This window comes from Thioclava pacifica DSM 10166, from assembly GCF_000714535.1.
Lineage (GTDB): Bacteria > Pseudomonadota > Alphaproteobacteria > Rhodobacterales > Rhodobacteraceae > Thioclava > Thioclava pacifica.
The window spans coordinates 115,895-133,348 of record NZ_AUND01000034.1 but is presented as its reverse complement, the minus strand read 5'-3'; the positions used below and the strand labels follow the sequence as shown (position 1 = coordinate 133,348).

The following is a 17,454-nucleotide window of genomic DNA, read 5'->3' as shown; positions in this document are numbered from 1 at the left end:
TCGTGAAAAAATTCATCCTGACCAGCGCCTTGGCGGCCCTTCTTAGCGCGGCACCCGTGCTGGCCTCCGAAGATGTGCCGGACATGTATCCGGGCTCGGTGCTCTATTCGAAACCCTATGAGGTGATCCCCGGCGTCTGGACCTCGATCGGGGCGACCGCGCCGCCGACCTATGAGAACGCGGGCCATAACAACAATCTCAGCTTCATCGTGACCGGCGATGGCGTGATCGTGGTAAATTCGGGCGCTTCCTATCAGCTTTCGAAGGCGCTGCATGACGAGATCAAGGCCGTCACCGATCAACCGGTGAAGCTGGTGATCAACGAGAACGGCCAAGGCCATGCGATGCTCGGTAACAATTACTGGATCGCGCAGGGCATTCCTGTGCTTGCCCATGTCGATGCCGCCGAGGAGTTCAAGCATGACATGGCGGGCGCCTGGGAGGCGCTGAAGCGCTACGGTCAGGAAACGGCCGAGGGCACCGACCCGATGCTGCCCACTGAGACGTTCGAGGACAAGCGCGTCATCGAGATGGGAGATTTCACCATCGAGGTGCTCCATCTCGGCCCCGCGCACAGCCCCGGCGACACGCAGGTCTGGCTGCCCGAGCAGCGCTTCATGATCGCGGGCGATATCGCATTCTCGGAACGGATGCCGCCGATCTTCTCGGGCACCTGCACGAGCTGTTGGATCGAAACGTTTGAAACCAAGTTCATCCCGCTCGATCCGCTCTTCGTGATCCCCGGCCACGGTCACCCGACGAATCTCGAGAAGGTCACGCTCGGCACCACCGGTTACCTGCATTACCTTCGCGACAAGATCGGCGAGCATATCGACGATGGCGGCGATCTTGCCGGGGCTTATTACGTCGACCAGAGCCCCTACAAGAACCTCGACACGTTCGAGGAGCTGGCGACGAAGAACGCCGGTGTCGTCTACGAGGAAATGGAATTCGAATAGGAGAGAGCATGGCTGTCACACCCCCCGTCTGCGATTTCGGCTGGAAGGCTCCGGGCTTCACCCTGCCCGGCACCGATGGCAAGCAATACAGCTTCGATGACATCCGCGGTCCGAACGGCACGCTGGTGATGTTCATCTGCAACCATTGCCCCTATGTCCAGTCGATCCTTGACCGCATCCTGCGCGATGCGGCCGAGTTGCAGGCGGCAGGGATCGGCGTCGTGGCGATCTCGGCCAACGATGCAGACGACTACCCCGAAGACGGCTTCGAGAACATGGCCAAGCTGGCTCAGGAGAAAGGCTTCACCTTCCCCTATCTCTATGACGAGAGCCAGGCAGTCGCGAAGGCCTATGGCGCGGCCTGCACCCCCGACTTCTTCGGCTTCAACGCCGAGGACGGGCTGCAATATCGCGGGCGTCTCGATGCCTCGGCCAAGCAGGCGGGGCCTGCGGATGCGCGGCGCGAGCTTTACGAGGGGATGATGATGGTGGCCGAGACGGGCGTTGGGCCGAAGGACCAGATCCCCTCGATGGGCTGCTCGATCAAGTGGAAAGCCGCATGAGCGCGCCCTCCGTCATCTTCGATCTTGACGGAACCCTGATCGACTCGGTCCCGGCGATCCATGCGGTCTCGAATGCGGTGCTGAACGATATGGGCTTTGAACCGCTCTCGCTTTCGACGATCCGCAGCTTCGTCGGCAAGGGCGTACCGAACCTCGTGCGCCAACTTCTGATCACTTCGGGTGAAGACCCCGACGGGCCGCTGTTCGCCCGCGTCGAGCACGCGCTGATCGCGCGCTACGAGACGGATGTGGAGGGCAATGTCCCTTATCCGGGCGTGATCGCGGCCCTCGATGCATTGAAGGCGATGGGCTGCCGGATGGCGGTCTGCACCAACAAGCCCTTTGCGCCGGCCGAGGCGGCTTTGCGCCATGTCGGGCTCTGGGACTATTTCGAGCTGACGCTGGGGGGCGACTCGATGCCCACGCGCAAGCCCGAACCGCAGATGCTGCACCATTGCCACGAGGCACTTGGCGGCGGGCGGATGATCTATGTGGGCGACTCGGAGGTCGATGCCGAAACGGCGGTGAACGCGCAGGCCCCCTTCGCGATCTATTCCGAAGGCTATCGCAAGACGCCGCTGCACGAGGTGCCCCATGACGTGGCCTTTTCGGATTGGGCGATGGTGCCCGGTCTGGTGGAGGGCTGGAAATGGTGAGCGCGCTGATCTTCGACGTGGACGGGACACTCGCGGAAACCGAAGAAGCGCATCGCCGCGCCTTCAACGAGACCTTCGCCGCGCAGGGCATCGACTGGGACTGGTCGCAAGACGATTACCGCGAACTCCTGAAGACCACAGGTGGCAAGGAGCGCATGGCACGTCACCGCGACGAGGTCGGCTTTGGCCCGTCCGACGCGGAGATCGCCGATCTGCACAAGATCAAGACCGCGCGTTACGTCGAGATCATCGCCTCTGGCGAAGTGCCGCTGCGCCCCGGCGTGGCCGAACTGATCGGGGCCGCCCGCGAAGCTGGCATCCCTCTCGCCATCGCCACCACCACGAACCGTCCCAATGTTGACGCACTCATCCGCGCGACGCTGACACTCGAGCCCGACACGATCTTCGAGGCAATCGCCGCTGGCGATGAGGTGACCGCGAAAAAACCCGCACCCGACGTGTTCGAGCTCGCTCTGAGCCGCCTGAACCTGCCCGCCGGGGCCTGCATCGCTTTCGAAGATAGCGAGATGGGCCTAAAATCGGCGCAAGGCGCTGGGCTGCGCGTGGTGCTGACACCATCTGCCTATACCGACGGCGGGGATTTCTCCTCCGCCGATTGGATCATCCCCGATCTCTCGCATCCCTTACCGTCCGAGATCCGGCAAGGGCTGGGACAGAGTGCCGCAATTTCATAGTCTGTCGCCCCGCTACATATCCGGGGCAGGTTAACGGAGGCCGCCATGATCAAACCTGACGTCAAAGCGTTTTTCGACACCGCGACTTTCACCGTCTCCTATGTGGTGAAAGATCCCGGTAGCAAGGCTTGCGCCGTTGTCGATAGCGTACTCGATTTCGACTATTCCTCGGGCCGGACGGATACCAAATCCGCCGATGAGGTCATCGCCTATGTGCAGGAACAGGGGCTCGAGGTGGAATGGATCCTCGAGAGCCACGTCCATGCCGACCACCTCTCGGCCGCGCCCTATATCCAGGAGCGCGTCGGCGGCAAGATCGGTATCGGCGACCGCATCCAGGTCGTGCAGGACACGTTCGGCAAGATCTTCAACGAAGGCACCGAATTCCAACGCGACGGCTCGCAATTCGACAAGCTCTTCCAGGAAGGTGACACCTTCTCGGTGGGCGCGCTGGAGGGCAAGGTTCTGCACACGCCGGGTCACACGCCCGCCTGCCTGACTTACGTGATCGGTGACGCCGCTTTCGTGGGCGACACGCTCTTCATGCCCGATTTCGGCACTGCGCGTTGCGACTTCCCGGGTGGCTCGGCGGAAACGCTCTATGCGTCGATCCAGAAGATCCTCACCCTGCCCGACGAGACCCGCATCTTTGTGGGCCACGACTACAAGGCGCCGGGCCGCGACGAATACGCGTGGGAAACCAGCGTGGCCGAGGAAAAGGCCCGCAACATCCATATCGGTGGCGGCAAGTCGGAGCAGGAGTTCGTCAAGATGCGCACCGAGCGCGACGCGACGCTGGCCATGCCCAAACTGATCATCCCGTCCTTGCAGGTGAACATGCGCGCAGGCCAGATGCCGCCCAAGGACGAGAAGGGCAATACCTATCTCAAGGTACCGGTGAACGGGCTCTGAGACGGAACAAGGGGGCGGGAGGCGAACACCCGCCCCGATTTTTTGACAGGCAGGACATACAGGAAACCGAATGGAACCGCGCAAACTCTCCGACAATTTTTCGGTCGCGCCGCAGATCGAACCCGAAGACGTGGCCAAACTCGCCGAGATGGGCTTCCGCACGCTGATCACCAACCGCCCCGATGAAGAGGTGGATGAGGAGCACAGCTCGGCGGTGATGGCCAAGCTCGCCGCGAAACACGGGATGAACTATCACTACCTGCCCTATTATCCCGGCGAGATGACCTTCGATCTGGTTGCCGACTATGAGGCGATCATGAAATCCGCGCCCAAACCCGTCTTCGGCTATTGCCGTTCGGGCACGCGCTCGTCGCATCTGTGGGGGATGAGCGAGGCGGGCAAGATGGATCTCGACAAGATCATCGAGACCGCCGCCCATGCCGGATACGATCACAGCTCGCTGATCCCGGTTTTGAAATTCTACGCCACGCGCCGTGGCAAGATCCTCTGATAAATCCTGATGCTCAAAAGATATTTCCCGATCCTCACCTGGGGGCGCGAGTATAACCGCGCCACCCTTGAGGCCGACCTGATCGCAGCGATCATCGTCACGATCATGCTGATCCCGCAATCGCTCGCCTATGCGCTGCTCGCGGGGCTGCCGCCCGAGGTCGGGCTCTATGCCTCGATCTCGCCGCTCGTCATCTATGCACTGCTGGGCACGTCGCGCCCTCTCGCGGTGGGGCCGGTGGCGGTCGTGTCGCTGATGACCGCAACGGCGGTGGGCGATCTCGCGGCCAAGGGGACGCCGGAATATCTGGGCGCGGCAATCGCGCTCGCCTTCATCTCTGGGATCATGCTTCTCGTGATGGGCCTGCTGCGGCTCGGCTTCATCACCTCTTTCCTCAGCCATCCGGTGATCGCGGGTTTCATCTCGGCCTCGGGCATCCTGATCGCCGCCGGGCAGCTCAAGCATTTCCTTGGCATCAAGGTTCCGGGCAAGACGATCCCGGAAGTCGCCGAAGGCATTTGGGCGAATATCCATCAGATCAACATCCCGACTGTGCTGATCTCGATCTTCGCGATCGGCTTTCTCTACTGGTCGCGCAAGGGGCTGAAACCGGTGCTGATCAAGCGCGGCCTCACGGAACGGCTCGCCTCGGTGCTGGTGCGCGCAGCACCGGTGGTCGCGGTCATCGTCACGATCCTCGTCACCTGGGCGCTCGGCCTTGAGAATTGGGGCGTGAAGGTCGTAGGCGAAGTGCCCGAGGGCCTGCCCGCCCCCACCCTACCCCCGTTCGATCCCGCGCTCTGGGGGCAGCTCTTCGTGCCTGCGCTGCTGATCTCCATCATCGGCTATGTCGAGACCATCTCGGTCGCTCAAACACTCGCCGCGAAGAAGCGCCAGCGCATCGATCCCGATCAGGAACTCGTGGCGCTGGGTGGCTCCAATATCGCGGCCTCGATCTCCGGCGGTTTCCCCGTGACCGGCGGTTTCGCCCGTTCGGTTGTGAATTTCGAGGCCGGCGCGGCCACCCCCGCCGCCGGCGCCTTCACCGCGATCGGCATGGCGGTCGCGACCTTCACGCTGACGCCCGCGCTCTATTTCCTGCCGCAGGCAACGCTAGCCGCGACGATCTTCGTTGCGGTGCTGACGCTGGTCGATCTCGGCGCGATCAAGCGCATCTTCACCTATTCGCCCGGTGACGCGATGGCGATGGTCGCGACGATCGTGGTGACGCTTCTCGACGGGGTCGATGTCGGCATCGCGACCGGGGTGATCCTGTCGATCGGGTTGCACCTGTGGCGCAGCTCGCGCCCGCACGTGGCCGAGCTCGGCCAGGTTCCGGGCACCGAGCATTTCCGCAATATTCGCCGCCACCGCGTCGAAACTGCACCGGGCGTGCTGAGCCTGCGGGTCGACGAAAGCCTCTGGTTCCCCAATGCGCGTTTCATCGAGGAGATGATCTACGACCGCATCGCGGCCGACAAGTCGATCAAGCATGTCGTGCTGAATTGCCCTGCGATCAACCATATCGACTCCTCCGCTCTCGAAGCGCTCGAACAGGTCAACGAGCAGCTCAAGGATGCGGGCGTGCGGCTGCACCTGTCGGAGGTGAAAGGCCCGGTGATGGATCGCCTGACCCGCTCGGACCTGATCACCCATCTCTCCGGGCAGATCTATCTGACGCATTTTGATGCGCTCGCGACCCTCGCCCCCGAGACAACGCGCGACTGTGCCGATCTGTCACGCTGCGAAACTCATCGTTAACAAGGGATTGCACTCCGCATAGCAAAACATGCAGTGACAAGCGTGACGTTAGGTTATGATTGTTGCGTCAAAGACCTCCCTTTTGCTACGCATGAGCAACGGGGAGGCCGACGCGGGGCTGCGTAGGATGCTGAGTTTTTGTGAAACCATTTTGAGATCTCGTGACATCAAGGAGATCTGGGACGCGCATTGCCGGGAGATGGCGAAATACGGGTTCACCCGGGTCATTTATGGCTTCACGAGTTTTCGCACCGCCAATAGCCTTGGCGATGTCGACGACATGCTGATCCTCGCAAACCATGAACCTGAATATCTCGAACTCTTCGTGGGTGGCGGGCTCTATCGCGATGCGCCGATGGTGCAATGGGCGGCGGCCAATGATGGCGCGGCCTCCTGGCGCATGCTGGCCGAACGGATCAACCGCAACGAATTGACCCCGGCCGAGATCGCCGTGATCGACCTCAACAACCGTTTCGGAATCCGTGCGGGCTATTCGATCGGTTTCGGCGACGCCTCGAGCCGGTCGCGCGGCGGCATGGGTCTCGTCGGCCGTCCGGGGCTGAGCCAGGATGATGTCGATCGGATCTGGGCCGAGAACGAGCGCGAGTTGATGGTGAAGAACAGGCTCGTGCATCTGCGCATCTCGACCATGCCCTTCGCGACCGCGCGCCGGGCGCTGACCAATCGCCAGCGCGAAGTGCTCGAATGGGTCGCCGATGGCAAGACCACGGCCGATATCGCGATCATCATGGGGCTGACGGCTTCGACGGTGGAAAAGCATCTCCGGCTTGCGCGCGAGGCGCTTGATGTCGACACGACCGCGCAGGCCGTGATGAAGGCCTCGCTGCAAAAGCAGATTTTTATCAACGCGAAGCTGGCGCGCTGAGACCGGCAACACAGCCTCACCCCTCGCGCCCTGTAACGAAAAACGCCGCCCCCGAGGGAACGGCGTTTCGTTTTTGGATCAGAACGCTTCGGCTCAGTTGCCGGCGGCGGTCTTCGCGACTTCGGCAGCGAAGTCTTCTTCTTTCTTCTCGATGCCTTCGCCGACTTCCATGCGCACGAAGCCGGTGACTTCGACGCCAGCCTCTTTCGCAGCCTGACCGACGGTGATGTCGGGGTTGACGACGAATTGCTGATTGAGCAGCGTCACTTCGGCCACGAACTTGTTCATGCGGCCTTCGATCATCTTCTCGATCACCTGCTCGGGCTTGCCCGATTCACGTGCGATGTCGATCTGAACCTGCTTTTCCTTCTCGACCACGGAGGGGTCGAGATCGGCTTCGGACAGCGCGGCCGGGTTGGTCGCGGCGATATGCATCGCGATCTGCTTGCCGATGCCATTGTCGGCACCGTTCATCGCGACGAGCACACCGATCTTGCCCATGCCTTCAGCAGCCGCGTTGTGCACGTAATGCACGAGGCTCTCGCCTTCGAGCAGGTGCATCCGGCGCAGCGTCATGTTCTCACCGATACGCGCGATGGCGTCGGTCAGCACGTCCTCGACGGTCTTGCCATTGAGATGCGCGGCCTTCACGACCTCGATGTCCTCACCGGTTTCCAGAGCGACTTCGGCGATATCGGCGACGAGCTTCTGGAAATCAGCGTTCTTCGCAACGAAGTCGGTTTCCGAGTTGATCTCGATCGCGACGCCCTTGCCGCTGTCGACGGCCACGGCCACCAGACCTTCGGCGGCCACGCGGCCCGATTTCTTGGCAGCCTTCGCGAGGCCCTTGGTGCGCAGCCAGTCAACGGCGGCTTCCATGTCGCCATCGGTCTCGGTCAGCGCTTTTTTCGCGTCCATCATGCCTGCGCCGGTCGATTCGCGCAGTTCCTTCACCATTGCAGCGGTAATCGCCATGGTCGGATCTCCTTTGAAGAAGTCAGCGAGGGCGGGGTAACCCGCCCTCATGTCATTGCGGTGACGGCTCAGGCCTCAGCTTCGACGCCAGCCTCGGCGAGGGCTTCCTCGACCGGGGTCTCGGCCAGCGCGCCGAGGTCCACACCAGCGGCACCCATCTGGGCGCTCATGCCGTCGAGCGCCGCACGCGAAGCGAGGTCGCAATAGAGCGCGATGGCGCGGGCCGCGTCATCGTTGCCCGGGATCACGTAATCCACGCCTTCGGGCGAGCAGTTCGAGTCGACCACGGCCACGACCGGGATGCCGAGCTTCTTGGCTTCCGCGATGGCGAGGTCTTCCTTGTTCACGTCGATCACGAACAGCAGGTCCGGCAGACCGCCCATTTCGCGAATGCCGCCCAGCGAAGCCTGCAGCTTGGCCTGGTCACGCTCCATGCCCAGACGCTCTTTCTTGGTCAGACCACCAGCGCCCGACTCGAGCTTCTCGTCGATCTCGTTCAGACGCTTGATCGACTGCGAAACGGTTTTCCAGTTGGTCAGCGTGCCGCCGAGCCAGCGGTGGTTCATGTAGTACTGCGCGCATTTCTCGGCAGCGTCCGCGATCGGCTTGGCAGCTTGACGCTTGGTGCCGACGAAGAGAACGCGGCCACCCTTGGCAACGGTGTCACGAACGACCTGCAGAGCCTGATCGAGCATCGGCACGGTCTGGGTCAGATCGAGGATGTGGATGCCGTTACGGTCGCCATAGATGTACTGGCCCATACGCGGGTTCCAGCGCTGCGTCTGGTGACCAAAGTGAACGCCAGCTTCCAAGAGCTGACGCAGGGAGAATTCGGGAAGCGCCATGTCCATTTCCTTTCCGGTTTGCGCCTGAGCGGAGGTTTTCAGGGATTTCCCCCAACCGGTGGACCTTTGGGGATGTCTCCCCCATCGGCCCGCCTCCGCCTGTGAAGTGCGCGCGATATAGACGCTTGAGCCGGATAAGGCAAGCCCCGGTTTGGATCGACGGGACAGGGGCGCTGCCCCTCTTCGGCTTCGCCGAATTCACCCCGAGATATTTGGATCAAGAAGAAGCGGGCCTGTCTCTTCTTCTTGAGATAAATATCTCGGGGGTGAGGCGCGGCACGCGCCGAGGGGGCTGGCCCCCTGCCCGGCGCTCACTCAAGCGCTGCGGCGCGCTTGTCGAGCATGCTCTGCGTGATGAGCACCACCCCGCCTTCCGAGCGGCGGAACCATTTCGCGTCCTCTTCCGGATCCTCGCCCACGATCAGGCCTTCGGGGATGGTCACCCCGCGATCGATCACGCAGCGCGTCAGCCGCGCTTTTCGGTTGACCGTCACATAGGGCAGCAGCACCGCATGTTCGAGCGAGGAGAAGCTGTGCGAGCGCACACCGGTGAACAGCAGGGAATTGCGCACCTCCGAGCCCGAAACGATGCAATCGCCCGAGATCAGCGACGAAATCGCGGTGCCGCGCCGGTTTTCCTCGTCATGGATGAATTTCGCGGGCGGCACGATCTCCGCATAGGTCCAGATCGGCCATTCGGTATCGTAAAGGTCGAGCTTCGGAGTGAAATCGGTCAGGTCGATATTGGCCTGCCAGAATGCATCCACCGTTCCAACATCGCGCCAATAGGGTTCGGTCTCGAGCCCTGTCGTCACGCAGCTGTCGGAGAACTTATGCGCCATCGCCTTGCCGTGCTTGACGATCTGCGGGATCAGGTCATGGCCGAAATCATGGCTCGAGTTCGGATCCTCCATGTCGCGCACCAGCAACTCGCGCAGGAATTGCCAGTCGAAAACATAGATCCCCATAGAGGCGAGCGCATGATCGGGATCATCGGGCATCCCGGGCGGATTGGCGGGCTTTTCCAAGAAGTCGGTGATCTGGCCCGCCTTGTCGACGGCCATCACCCCGAACGCGGTTGCCTCCATCCGCGGGACCGTGAGGCAACCGATCGTGACATCGGCCTGCGTCTCGACATGCTGGCGCAGCATCACCTCGTAATCCATCTTGTAGATATGATCACCCGCGAGGATGACGACATATTTCACGCCATAATCCTCGATGATGTCGATGTTCTGGGCGACCGCATCCGCAGTTCCCTGATACCAGCGGCTTTCGGCCACACGCTGCGAGGCGGGCAGGATGTCGAGATATTCGTTGCGCTCGGCGCGGAAGAAATCCCAACCGCGCTGGATGTGGCGGATTAGCGAATGGGCTTTGTATTGCGTCGCGATCGCCATCTTGCGAATGCCCGAATTGAGCGCATTCGACAGCGCGAAGTCGATGATCCGGGTTTTACCGCCGAAATAGACGGCGGGTTTTGCGCGCCGGTCGGTGAGCTCCTTCAATCGGCTCCCACGGCCACCGGCCAGCACGAAGGCCATCGCCTGGGCGCTCAGTCGCGTATTGGGTTGCGGTTTCATGCTTTCCCCCCTTGCTGGTCCTTCAATTCGAATGCGGCGCGAACATCACCACCGAGAGCGGTGGCAAATAGACCTCCGCACTGTAATCGCGATGTGACTGGGTAAAGGTCTCGGCCTCCACCGCGCCAAGATTGCCTCGGTTCTCGCCGCCATAATGGCCTGAATCCGTGTTCAGGATCTCGACCCAATGCCCGCCCTGCGGCAGGCCGATCCGATAAGTGCGCTCGACCGGCGTGAGATTGGCCGCGATGACGACGGGTTCACTGCCGGGCGCGTGCCGCTCGAAGACGTAGACCGACGCTTCGGCATCGTCGGCGGCGCTCCATGAAAACCCGCCCGGATCGCAATCGCCCCAATGCAAAGCGGGCGTCTCGCGATAGAGCCGATTGAGATCACGCACGAGATTGCGCATCCCCGCATGGCGCGGATCATTGAGGAGATACCAGTCGAGCTCGCGCTCGTGGCTCCATTCCGACCATTGTCCGAATTCCTGACCCATGAAGAGCAGTTTCTTGCCCGGATGCGCCCATTGGAACGCGTAAAAAGCGCGCAGGTTGGCAAATTTCTCCGGGTCGTCGCCCGGCATCTTGCCCAGCATCGAGCCCTTGCCATGGACGACCTCGTCATGGCTGATCGGCAGGATGAAATTCTCGGAAAACGCATAGGAGCTGGCGAAGGTCAGCTCGTTATGGTGGTGCTTGCGATAGATCGGGTCACGGGCGAAATAGCGCAGGCTGTCATTCATCCAACCCATGTTCCACTTGTAGCCGAACCCCAGCCCCCCTTCATGGACCGGCATCGTCACACCCGGAAAGGCGGTGCTTTCCTCCGCCACGGTCATGATCCCCGGCGCGCCGCCATAGGAGGCCGCATTCATCGCCTTGAGGAACTCGATCGCTTCGAGATTTTCGCGCCCGCCATATTTGTTGGGAACCCATTCACCCGCGGCGCGCGAATAGTCGCGATAGAGCATCGAGGCCACCGCATCCACACGCAGGCCATCGAGGTGATATTCCTCAAGCCAGAAAAGCGCATTGGCGAGCAGGTAGTTCGAAACCTCCCGTCGCCCGTAATTGTAGATCAGCGTGTTCCAGTCCTGATGGAACCCCTCTTTGGGGTCGGCATGTTCGTAAAGCGCCGTGCCATCGAACTCCTTGAGCCCGTGATCGTCGGTCGGGAAATGCCCCGGCACCCAATCGAGGATAACGCCAAGCCCGCGCTTGTGCGCCGCATCCACGAATTCCGCGAATTCCTCGGGGCGACCGTGACGGATCGTCGGCGCATAAAGACCGATGGGCTGATAACCCCACGATCCGTCGAACGGGTGCTCGGTAATCGGTAGCAGCTCGATATGGGTGAAGCCCATGTCGCAAACGTAATCCACGAGCTTCTCGGCGAGTTCGTGATAGGAGAGCGGGCGGCCTCCCTCATCCCAGACCCGCACCCAGCTCCCCAGATGAACCTCGTAGATCGAAATCGGCGCATGACGTTCCTGAGCTTGCGCGCGGGTCCCGCACCAGGCGCCGTCACCGAAGCGGTGCAGGCCAAGCTTGCGCACGACCGAGGCCTGCGCGGGGGGATGCTCGGCCCCGAACCCCACCGGGTCGGCCTTGAGCGGCAGAACCTTTCCGGAGGCGTCCAGCAGTTCGTATTTGTAAAGCGCGCCCTCATGGATACCGGGCACGAAGATCTCCCAGACGCCAGTCGCGCCGAGCCGCCGCATCTGGTGATGCCGCCCGTCCCAGAAATTGAACTCGCCCACAACCGAGACACGCCGCGCATTGGGGGCCCAGACCGCAAAATGCACCCCTGCAACACCCTGATGGGTAATGGCATGCGCGCCAAGCTTTTCCCAAAGCCGCTTATGCGTTCCCTCGCCGATCAGGTATTCGTCCATCGCGCCCAGAACAGGCGCAAAGGCGTAGGGGTCGTCAAAATCCCAGGTTGCCTGAGCATTCTGTGCGCGCAAGCGGTAGCTGGGTTCGCCCCATTCTCCCGCGAAAATCCCGGGCACGACCTCGGTCAACTCGACCTCGGCATCACCGAGCGCCCAGACGCGGTCCGCGCCGGGCACGAGGGCCACGACCTCTCCGCCATGCAGGCCCAGAACGGAAAACGGATCGGGGTGTTGCGCCTCGATCAGGGTTCGGGCCTGCTCCGGGGTCAGTTTCATGTCGCTCCTAGGCCTTGAGGGCCGATTGCGTGTTCCAGATTTCGTCCATGTAGCCGCGGATCGCCCGGTCGGAGGAGAAGAACCCCATCCGCGCCGTGTTCAACACAGCCTTCTCGGCCCAGCTTGCGCGATCAGCGAAGGCGGCGTCCACCTCTTTCTGCGCGGCTGCGTAGGCTTCGAAATCGGAGGCGACGAGGAAATAGTCGCTATGCCACATGTTATGAACCAGATCGTGATAACGCTCAGGCTCTTCGGGCGAGAAGCGACCTTCCGCAATCATCTGGAGCACGTCCTGCAAGGTCTGGCTATTCATGATCGCGTGGCGCGCGTGTTCGGGATCCTTGCGCCGCTCCATCACCTCGTCGGCGGTCATCCCGAAGAGGAAGAAGTTCTCTGCGCCGACCTGCTCACGGATCTCCACATTCGCGCCATCGAGCGTGCCGATCGTCAGCGCCCCGTTGAGGGCGAATTTCATATTGCCCGTGCCGGAGGCTTCCTTGCCCGCCGTCGAAATCTGTTCCGACAGGTCCGCCGCCGGTATCAGGCGCTCCGCCATCGAGACGTTGTAATTGGGCGGGTAGACGATCTTCAGACGCCCATCGACATAGGGATCGTTATTCACCACCTCGGCCACGTCATTGATCAGCCGGATAATCTGCTTGGCGGTGTAATAGCCAGGCGCCGCCTTGCCGCCGAAGAACTTCACGCGCGGCTGGTAATCGGCCTGCGGGTTCTCGCGCATCTCATGCCATTCCGCGATGGTTTGCAGGATGTTCAGAAGCTGGCGCTTGTATTCGTGGATACGCTTCACCTGGATATCGAAAATCGCATCGGGGTCGATGGTGATGCCCTGCGTCTCGGCCACCCACTGCGCGAGCCGTTCCTTGTTGCGCCGCTTCGCCCCCATGAACGCATCGCGGAAGGCGGCATCCTGCGCGTAAGGCTCCAATTCACGCAGCCGATCGAGATCGGCCTCCCATCCGTCTCCGATCGTGTCGATGATCAGGTGCGACAGCTCCGAGTTCGCCATGCGCAACCAGCGACGCGGGGTGATCCCGTTGGTCTGGTTGATAATCCGCCCCGGATGAAGCTTGTCGAGCTCCGGGAAGAGGTTGCGCTTGATCAGCTCGGTATGCAGCGCCGAGACCCCGTTCACCTTATGCGAGGTAATGAAGGCCAGCTCGCCCATCCGCACTTCCTGATGCTTCACGATACCCACGTAATGCGGGCGCTTGGGGAACATCTTGAGATGCCAGGCGTCGATCTGCTCGATGATCTGCATGTGACGCGGCAGGACCGTCCCCATCAGATAGGTCGCCCAGCGTTCGAGCGCCTCGGGAAGCAATGTGTGGTTGGTATAGCCCAGACATTCCAGGGCGATACTCATCGCCTCGTCGAACTCCATCCCGTGCAGATCGGTCAAAATCCGTATCAGCTCCGGCCCCGCGATTGCCGGATGCGTATCGTTCATCTGGATCGCGACATAATCCGAAAGTTTCGACAGCGGGCGATCGGCTGCAAGGTGACGGCGGATGATGTCCTGAAGCGCGGCCGAGGTCAGGAAATACTCCTGTTTCAGCCGCAGCTCCTTGCCCGCGAAGGTCGTGTCATCGGGATAGAGGACACGGCTGAGCGTGCGCGCCAGCGCCTCGGGTTCGGCCGCGGCCGCGTAATCGCCGTGGTTGAACCGCGCGAGGTCGAACATCTCGGTGGGCTTGGCCGACCAGAGCCGCAGCGTGTTGGCCCATTTCCCGTCCCACCCCACGACCGGCATATCATAGGCTTCGGCGATCACCGTTTCGGCGGGCTCCCAGACGGGTTTTCCGTCGACCATCGCGACATGGCCCTTGAACCCGATCTCATAGGCCGCTTCGGGGCGCTCGAACTCCCACGGATGGCGCTGCTTGAGCCAATCCTCGGGGCTTTCGACCTGACGCCCGCCCTCGAAACGCTGCTTGAACAGGCCATGTTCGTATCGGATGCCGTAGCCGTAGCCCGGACAACCCAGTGTCGCCATGCTTTCCATGTAGCAGGCCGCCAGACGCCCCAGACCGCCATTGCCCAGAGCCGCATCGGGTTCGTTCTCGACCACCGCGTCCCAGTCCTGACCAAGACTCTCGATCGCTTCACGGCAGGTCGAACGGATCCCGAGATTGATCGCGGCATCTTCCAGCATCCGTCCGATCAGGAATTCCATCGACAGGTAATAGACGCGCTTGCGCCCCTCGTCCCAGGTGCGCCGGGTCGCGGCGAACCACGGCGCGACCACCCGGTCACGGATCGCGAGGCTCAGCGCCATGCGCCAATCGTAGACCGAGGCATGATCGGGGTCCTTGCCCATCGAATAGGTGATGTGATGAAGGATTTCGTCGCGCAGAGTTTCAGCGGAGGGCAATTGAGTGTCTTTCACTGGGGGAGGTCTCCGAAAAACGGCAGATATCATTTGATTGATGGGGCGCGCCCCGGGCAAGGTCAAGCCAGCGGACCGAAACCCGCGGAGAAGCGGTTGCCGTTTGCGCTAACAAACCTATGCTTGCCGCGAGAACGGGCAACAGGAAAATTTCAGGAGCGTTTCATGGCCAAGGATTGGTGGCGCGGCGCAGTGATCTACCAGATCTACCCGCGCAGCTTTCAAGACGACTCGGGAGACGGCATCGGCGATCTCAAAGGGATCACCCGCAGGCTCGATCATGTCGCCTCGCTGGGCGTGGACGCGATCTGGTTAAGCCCGATCTTCACCTCTCCGATGGCCGATATGGGCTATGACGTGTCAAACTATCGCGACATCGACCCGCAATTCGGCACGCTCGAAGATTTCGACGCGCTCGTCGCCAAGGCCCATCGCCTCGGCCTCAAGGTGATCATCGATCAGGTGATCTCGCACAGCTCCGACCAGCATCCGTGGTTCAAGGACTCGAAGAAAGGCGGCGCGAAGAAGAACTGGTATGTCTGGGCAGATCCCAAACCCGATGGAAGCCCGCCCAATAACTGGCAATCGGTCTTCGGCGGGTCGAGCTGGGAATGGGCGCCCGAGCGCGGCCAGTATTACCTCCATAATTTCCTGATCGAGCAACCGGACCTGAACCTGCACAACCCCGAGGTGCAGGATGAACTCCTCGACGTGCTGCGCTTCTGGCTCGAACGCGGCGTTGACGGGTTCCGGCTCGACACGGTGAATTACTATTTCCACGACACGGAGCTACGCGACAATCCCGCGATGACGCCCGATCCCGAGCGCTGGCCGCCGATCTCGACCTATGACATGCAGGACCACGCTTTCGACAAGAACCGCCCCGAGAACCTGCCCTTCCTTCAACGGATGCGCGCTTTGATGGATGAGTTCGAGGCTCGCACGCTGGTCGGCGAAGTGGGCGAAGCGCCCCATCGCGCGCTGGGCATCATGGAGGAATACACTTCCGGCAACGAGCGGCTGCACATGGCCTATAGCTTCGACATGCTGGGCCCGAAATTCTCGCCTGCCCATTTCCGTTCGAAGATCGAAGGCTTCTTCAAGGGCGCGCCCGATGGCTGGCCGAGCTGGTCTTTTTCCAACCACGACGTGCAACGCCACGTCACGCGCTGGGCGAAATACGGTACCGAGGACGGCATCGCCAAGCTTGCGATCGCCATGCTCGCCTCGTTCCAGGGAACCATCGGGATCTATCAGGGCGAAGAACTGGGCCAGACCGAAACCGATCTCGAATATCATGAACTGACCGATCCGCCGGGCCTGCGCTTCTGGCCCGAGAACAAGGGTCGCGATGGCTGCCGCACGCCAATGGTCTGGGACGAGAGCCCCAATGCCGGTTTCTCCACGGTGAAACCCTGGCTGCCGGTGAAGCCGCCTCAGGCCGCCCGCGCCGTCTCGCTGCAAGACGGCGACGACGGCTCCGTGCTGGCGCATTACCGGAAGGTCCTGGCCTTCCGGAAAGAGCACCCGGTCCTGCGCTCGGGGCGCACCGATTTCCTCGACCTCCCCGATCCGGTGCTTGGCTTCACCCGCGACGATGGCGAGACCCGCCTGACCTGCCTTTTCAATCTCGGCCCCGACACGGTGGAGCTTGATCTGCAAGGCGTGCTGACCGGGCCCTGCCTTGCCGCCACATCGGATGACGGTAGGGTCTCGCTCGGCCCGAATGGCGCGGCCTGGCTGATCGGCTAAAAAAGGGGGCACTGCCCCTTTTTACTTTCCGGACAATTCCTCCCCGGGGTTTTGCGTGCCGTTGACGGCACGCCGCGCGTTTGATCGAAGCGACATCAAACCCTCTAGAGCTGCTCGCAATATCTCGGGGAGCTTCCACCAAAGACGGCGGCAAAGCCCCCACCTGGCTTTGAACAATCGCCATCAGACAACCGGGAGACCTTGCGGTTTACCCCTGTGCGCATCCGCCGCGCGTCACCCTGCCACGGCGGCACTCACGAAAACGTTTCCTATCTCGGAGGTTCATTTGAACCGGCCCTTGGCCCCCATTTTTTCTGGAGACCGTGATGAAATCCACCATCCTCGCCGGCGCGCTTGCGCTTGCTGCCGCTCTGCCCGCCGCAGCCGAGACACCGAACAAGCTGATCACCATTCTCACCGCACCCGAGCCGCAGACGCAGCTCATGGCGATGGTGCTGACGATGAATGCCGTCGCCAAGGGAGCCGAGGCGCAGGTTCTGCTCTGCGGTCCGGCCGCCGATATCGCGCTCAAGGAGGCCCCCGAGACCGCTACCGCCGGCCAGCCGCCGAAAGGCGCCAGCCCGCAGGGTCTGCTGAAGATGATGATCGAGAAGCAGGGTGTGACGGCAGAGGTCTGCGCGATCTACCTGCCCGGCAAGGGGGCCGACGCCTCGGTGCTGATGGAAGGTGTCACGCCTGCCAAGCCCGATGTGATGGGCGCGGAGCTCGTGGCGCCGGGCACCACCGTAATGAGTTTCTGAGCGCGCAAGCTC

General features: G+C 62.0%; 15 protein-coding genes. 10 read left to right on the top strand and 5 right to left on the bottom strand.

What is annotated here, in order from left to right; translation table 11 throughout:
* Positions 1-2: 2 nt before the first annotated feature.
* From TP2_RS12695 to TP2_RS12660, 8 genes are all read left to right on the top strand, one after another.
* The gene (locus TP2_RS12695) at positions 3-959 is read left to right on the top strand and encodes an MBL fold metallo-hydrolase (RefSeq protein ID WP_240473761.1); all 957 of its coding nucleotides are present in this window, start codon (positions 3-5) and stop codon (positions 957-959) included.
* A gap of 8 nt (positions 960-967) precedes the next feature.
* Positions 968-1,522: a thioredoxin family protein gene (locus tag TP2_RS12690; protein WP_038078085.1), complete on the top strand. Its 555-nt coding sequence runs from the start codon at positions 968-970 to the stop codon at positions 1,520-1,522.
* Positions 1,519-2,178, top strand: coding sequence for a phosphoglycolate phosphatase (locus TP2_RS12685; RefSeq protein WP_038078645.1), 660 nt, complete (start codon positions 1,519-1,521; stop codon positions 2,176-2,178). Before TP2_RS12690 ends, TP2_RS12685 begins: the two co-directional genes overlap by 4 nt.
* Complete coding sequence (locus tag TP2_RS12680; RefSeq protein WP_051692589.1) at positions 2,172-2,873, top strand: HAD family hydrolase; 702 nt, start codon at positions 2,172-2,174, stop codon at positions 2,871-2,873. The genes TP2_RS12685 and TP2_RS12680 overlap by 7 nt, the downstream gene beginning before the upstream one ends.
* Before the next feature lie 48 nt (positions 2,874-2,921).
* Positions 2,922-3,785: an MBL fold metallo-hydrolase gene (locus tag TP2_RS12675; protein ID WP_169739538.1), complete on the top strand. Its 864-nt coding sequence runs from the start codon at positions 2,922-2,924 to the stop codon at positions 3,783-3,785.
* A gap of 70 nt (positions 3,786-3,855) precedes the next feature.
* Complete coding sequence (locus TP2_RS12670) at positions 3,856-4,296, top strand: protein tyrosine phosphatase family protein (RefSeq protein ID WP_038078079.1); 441 nt, start codon at positions 3,856-3,858, stop codon at positions 4,294-4,296.
* Between the two features lie 9 nt (positions 4,297-4,305).
* Positions 4,306-6,057 (top strand): SulP family inorganic anion transporter, encoded by a 1,752-nt coding sequence (locus tag TP2_RS12665; protein WP_051692588.1) that lies wholly within the window; start codon positions 4,306-4,308, stop codon positions 6,055-6,057.
* Positions 6,058-6,208: 151 nt separating this feature from the next.
* Positions 6,209-6,943 carry a helix-turn-helix transcriptional regulator gene (locus tag TP2_RS12660; RefSeq protein WP_240473760.1) on the top strand — a complete coding sequence of 245 codons (735 nt, stop codon included), beginning with the start codon at positions 6,209-6,211 and terminating at the stop codon, positions 6,941-6,943.
* 93 nt (positions 6,944-7,036) lie between these two features.
* On the opposite strand, the gene tsf is transcribed toward TP2_RS12660, so the two are convergent.
* The 5 genes from tsf to TP2_RS12635 form a co-directional block, all read right to left on the bottom strand.
* Complete coding sequence (tsf, locus tag TP2_RS12655) at positions 7,037-7,918, bottom strand: translation elongation factor Ts (protein WP_038078076.1); 882 nt, start codon at positions 7,916-7,918, stop codon at positions 7,037-7,039.
* A gap of 68 nt (positions 7,919-7,986) precedes the next feature.
* Positions 7,987-8,763: a 30S ribosomal protein S2 gene (gene rpsB / locus TP2_RS12650; protein WP_038078074.1), complete on the bottom strand. Its 777-nt coding sequence runs from the start codon at positions 8,761-8,763 to the stop codon at positions 7,987-7,989.
* Between the two features lie 311 nt (positions 8,764-9,074).
* Positions 9,075-10,346 carry a glucose-1-phosphate adenylyltransferase gene (glgC, locus tag TP2_RS12645; RefSeq protein ID WP_038078073.1) on the bottom strand — a complete coding sequence of 424 codons (1,272 nt, stop codon included), beginning with the start codon at positions 10,344-10,346 and terminating at the stop codon, positions 9,075-9,077.
* A gap of 22 nt (positions 10,347-10,368) precedes the next feature.
* On the bottom strand, positions 10,369-12,519 hold the full coding sequence (gene glgB / locus TP2_RS12640) for a 1,4-alpha-glucan branching protein GlgB (RefSeq protein ID WP_038078071.1): 2,151 nt from the start codon (positions 12,517-12,519) through the stop codon (positions 10,369-10,371).
* Between the two features lie 7 nt (positions 12,520-12,526).
* Complete coding sequence (locus TP2_RS12635) at positions 12,527-14,962, bottom strand: glycogen/starch/alpha-glucan phosphorylase (RefSeq protein WP_038078064.1); 2,436 nt, start codon at positions 14,960-14,962, stop codon at positions 12,527-12,529.
* Positions 14,963-15,094: 132 nt separating this feature from the next.
* Between TP2_RS12635 and TP2_RS12630 the strand changes: the two genes are divergently transcribed.
* Both TP2_RS12630 and TP2_RS12625 read left to right on the top strand, forming a co-directional pair.
* Positions 15,095-16,681 carry an alpha-amylase family glycosyl hydrolase gene (locus TP2_RS12630; protein ID WP_038078063.1) on the top strand — a complete coding sequence of 529 codons (1,587 nt, stop codon included), beginning with the start codon at positions 15,095-15,097 and terminating at the stop codon, positions 16,679-16,681.
* 326 nt (positions 16,682-17,007) lie between these two features.
* The gene (locus TP2_RS12625) at positions 17,008-17,442 is read left to right on the top strand and encodes a DsrE family protein (protein WP_038078059.1); all 435 of its coding nucleotides are present in this window, start codon (positions 17,008-17,010) and stop codon (positions 17,440-17,442) included.
* Positions 17,443-17,454 lie beyond the last annotated feature (12 nt).

Bases quoted from the DNA above. Each gene is read 5' to 3' on its own strand.
- TP2_RS12690 (WP_038078085.1), top strand. From the start codon at position 968: ATGGCTGTCACACCCCCCGTCTGCGATTTCGGCTGGAAGGCTCCGGGC.
- TP2_RS12685 (WP_038078645.1), top strand. From the start codon at position 1,519: ATGAGCGCGCCCTCCGTCATCTTCGATCTTGACGGAACCCTGATCGAC.
- TP2_RS12680 (WP_051692589.1), top strand. From the start codon at position 2,172: ATGGTGAGCGCGCTGATCTTCGACGTGGACGGGACACTCGCGGAAACC.
- TP2_RS12670 (WP_038078079.1), top strand. From the start codon at position 3,856: ATGGAACCGCGCAAACTCTCCGACAATTTTTCGGTCGCGCCGCAGATC.
- TP2_RS12665 (WP_051692588.1), top strand. From the start codon at position 4,306: ATGCTCAAAAGATATTTCCCGATCCTCACCTGGGGGCGCGAGTATAAC.
- tsf (WP_038078076.1), bottom strand. From the start codon at position 7,918: ATGGCGATTACCGCTGCAATGGTGAAGGAACTGCGCGAATCGACCGGC.
- rpsB (WP_038078074.1), bottom strand. From the start codon at position 8,763: ATGGCGCTTCCCGAATTCTCCCTGCGTCAGCTCTTGGAAGCTGGCGTT.
- glgC (WP_038078073.1), bottom strand. From the start codon at position 10,346: ATGAAACCGCAACCCAATACGCGACTGAGCGCCCAGGCGATGGCCTTC.
- glgB (WP_038078071.1), bottom strand. From the start codon at position 12,519: ATGAAACTGACCCCGGAGCAGGCCCGAACCCTGATCGAGGCGCAACAC.
- TP2_RS12635 (WP_038078064.1), bottom strand. From the start codon at position 14,962: ATGATATCTGCCGTTTTTCGGAGACCTCCCCCAGTGAAAGACACTCAA.
- TP2_RS12630 (WP_038078063.1), top strand. From the start codon at position 15,095: ATGGCCAAGGATTGGTGGCGCGGCGCAGTGATCTACCAGATCTACCCG.
- TP2_RS12625 (WP_038078059.1), top strand. From the start codon at position 17,008: ATGAAATCCACCATCCTCGCCGGCGCGCTTGCGCTTGCTGCCGCTCTG.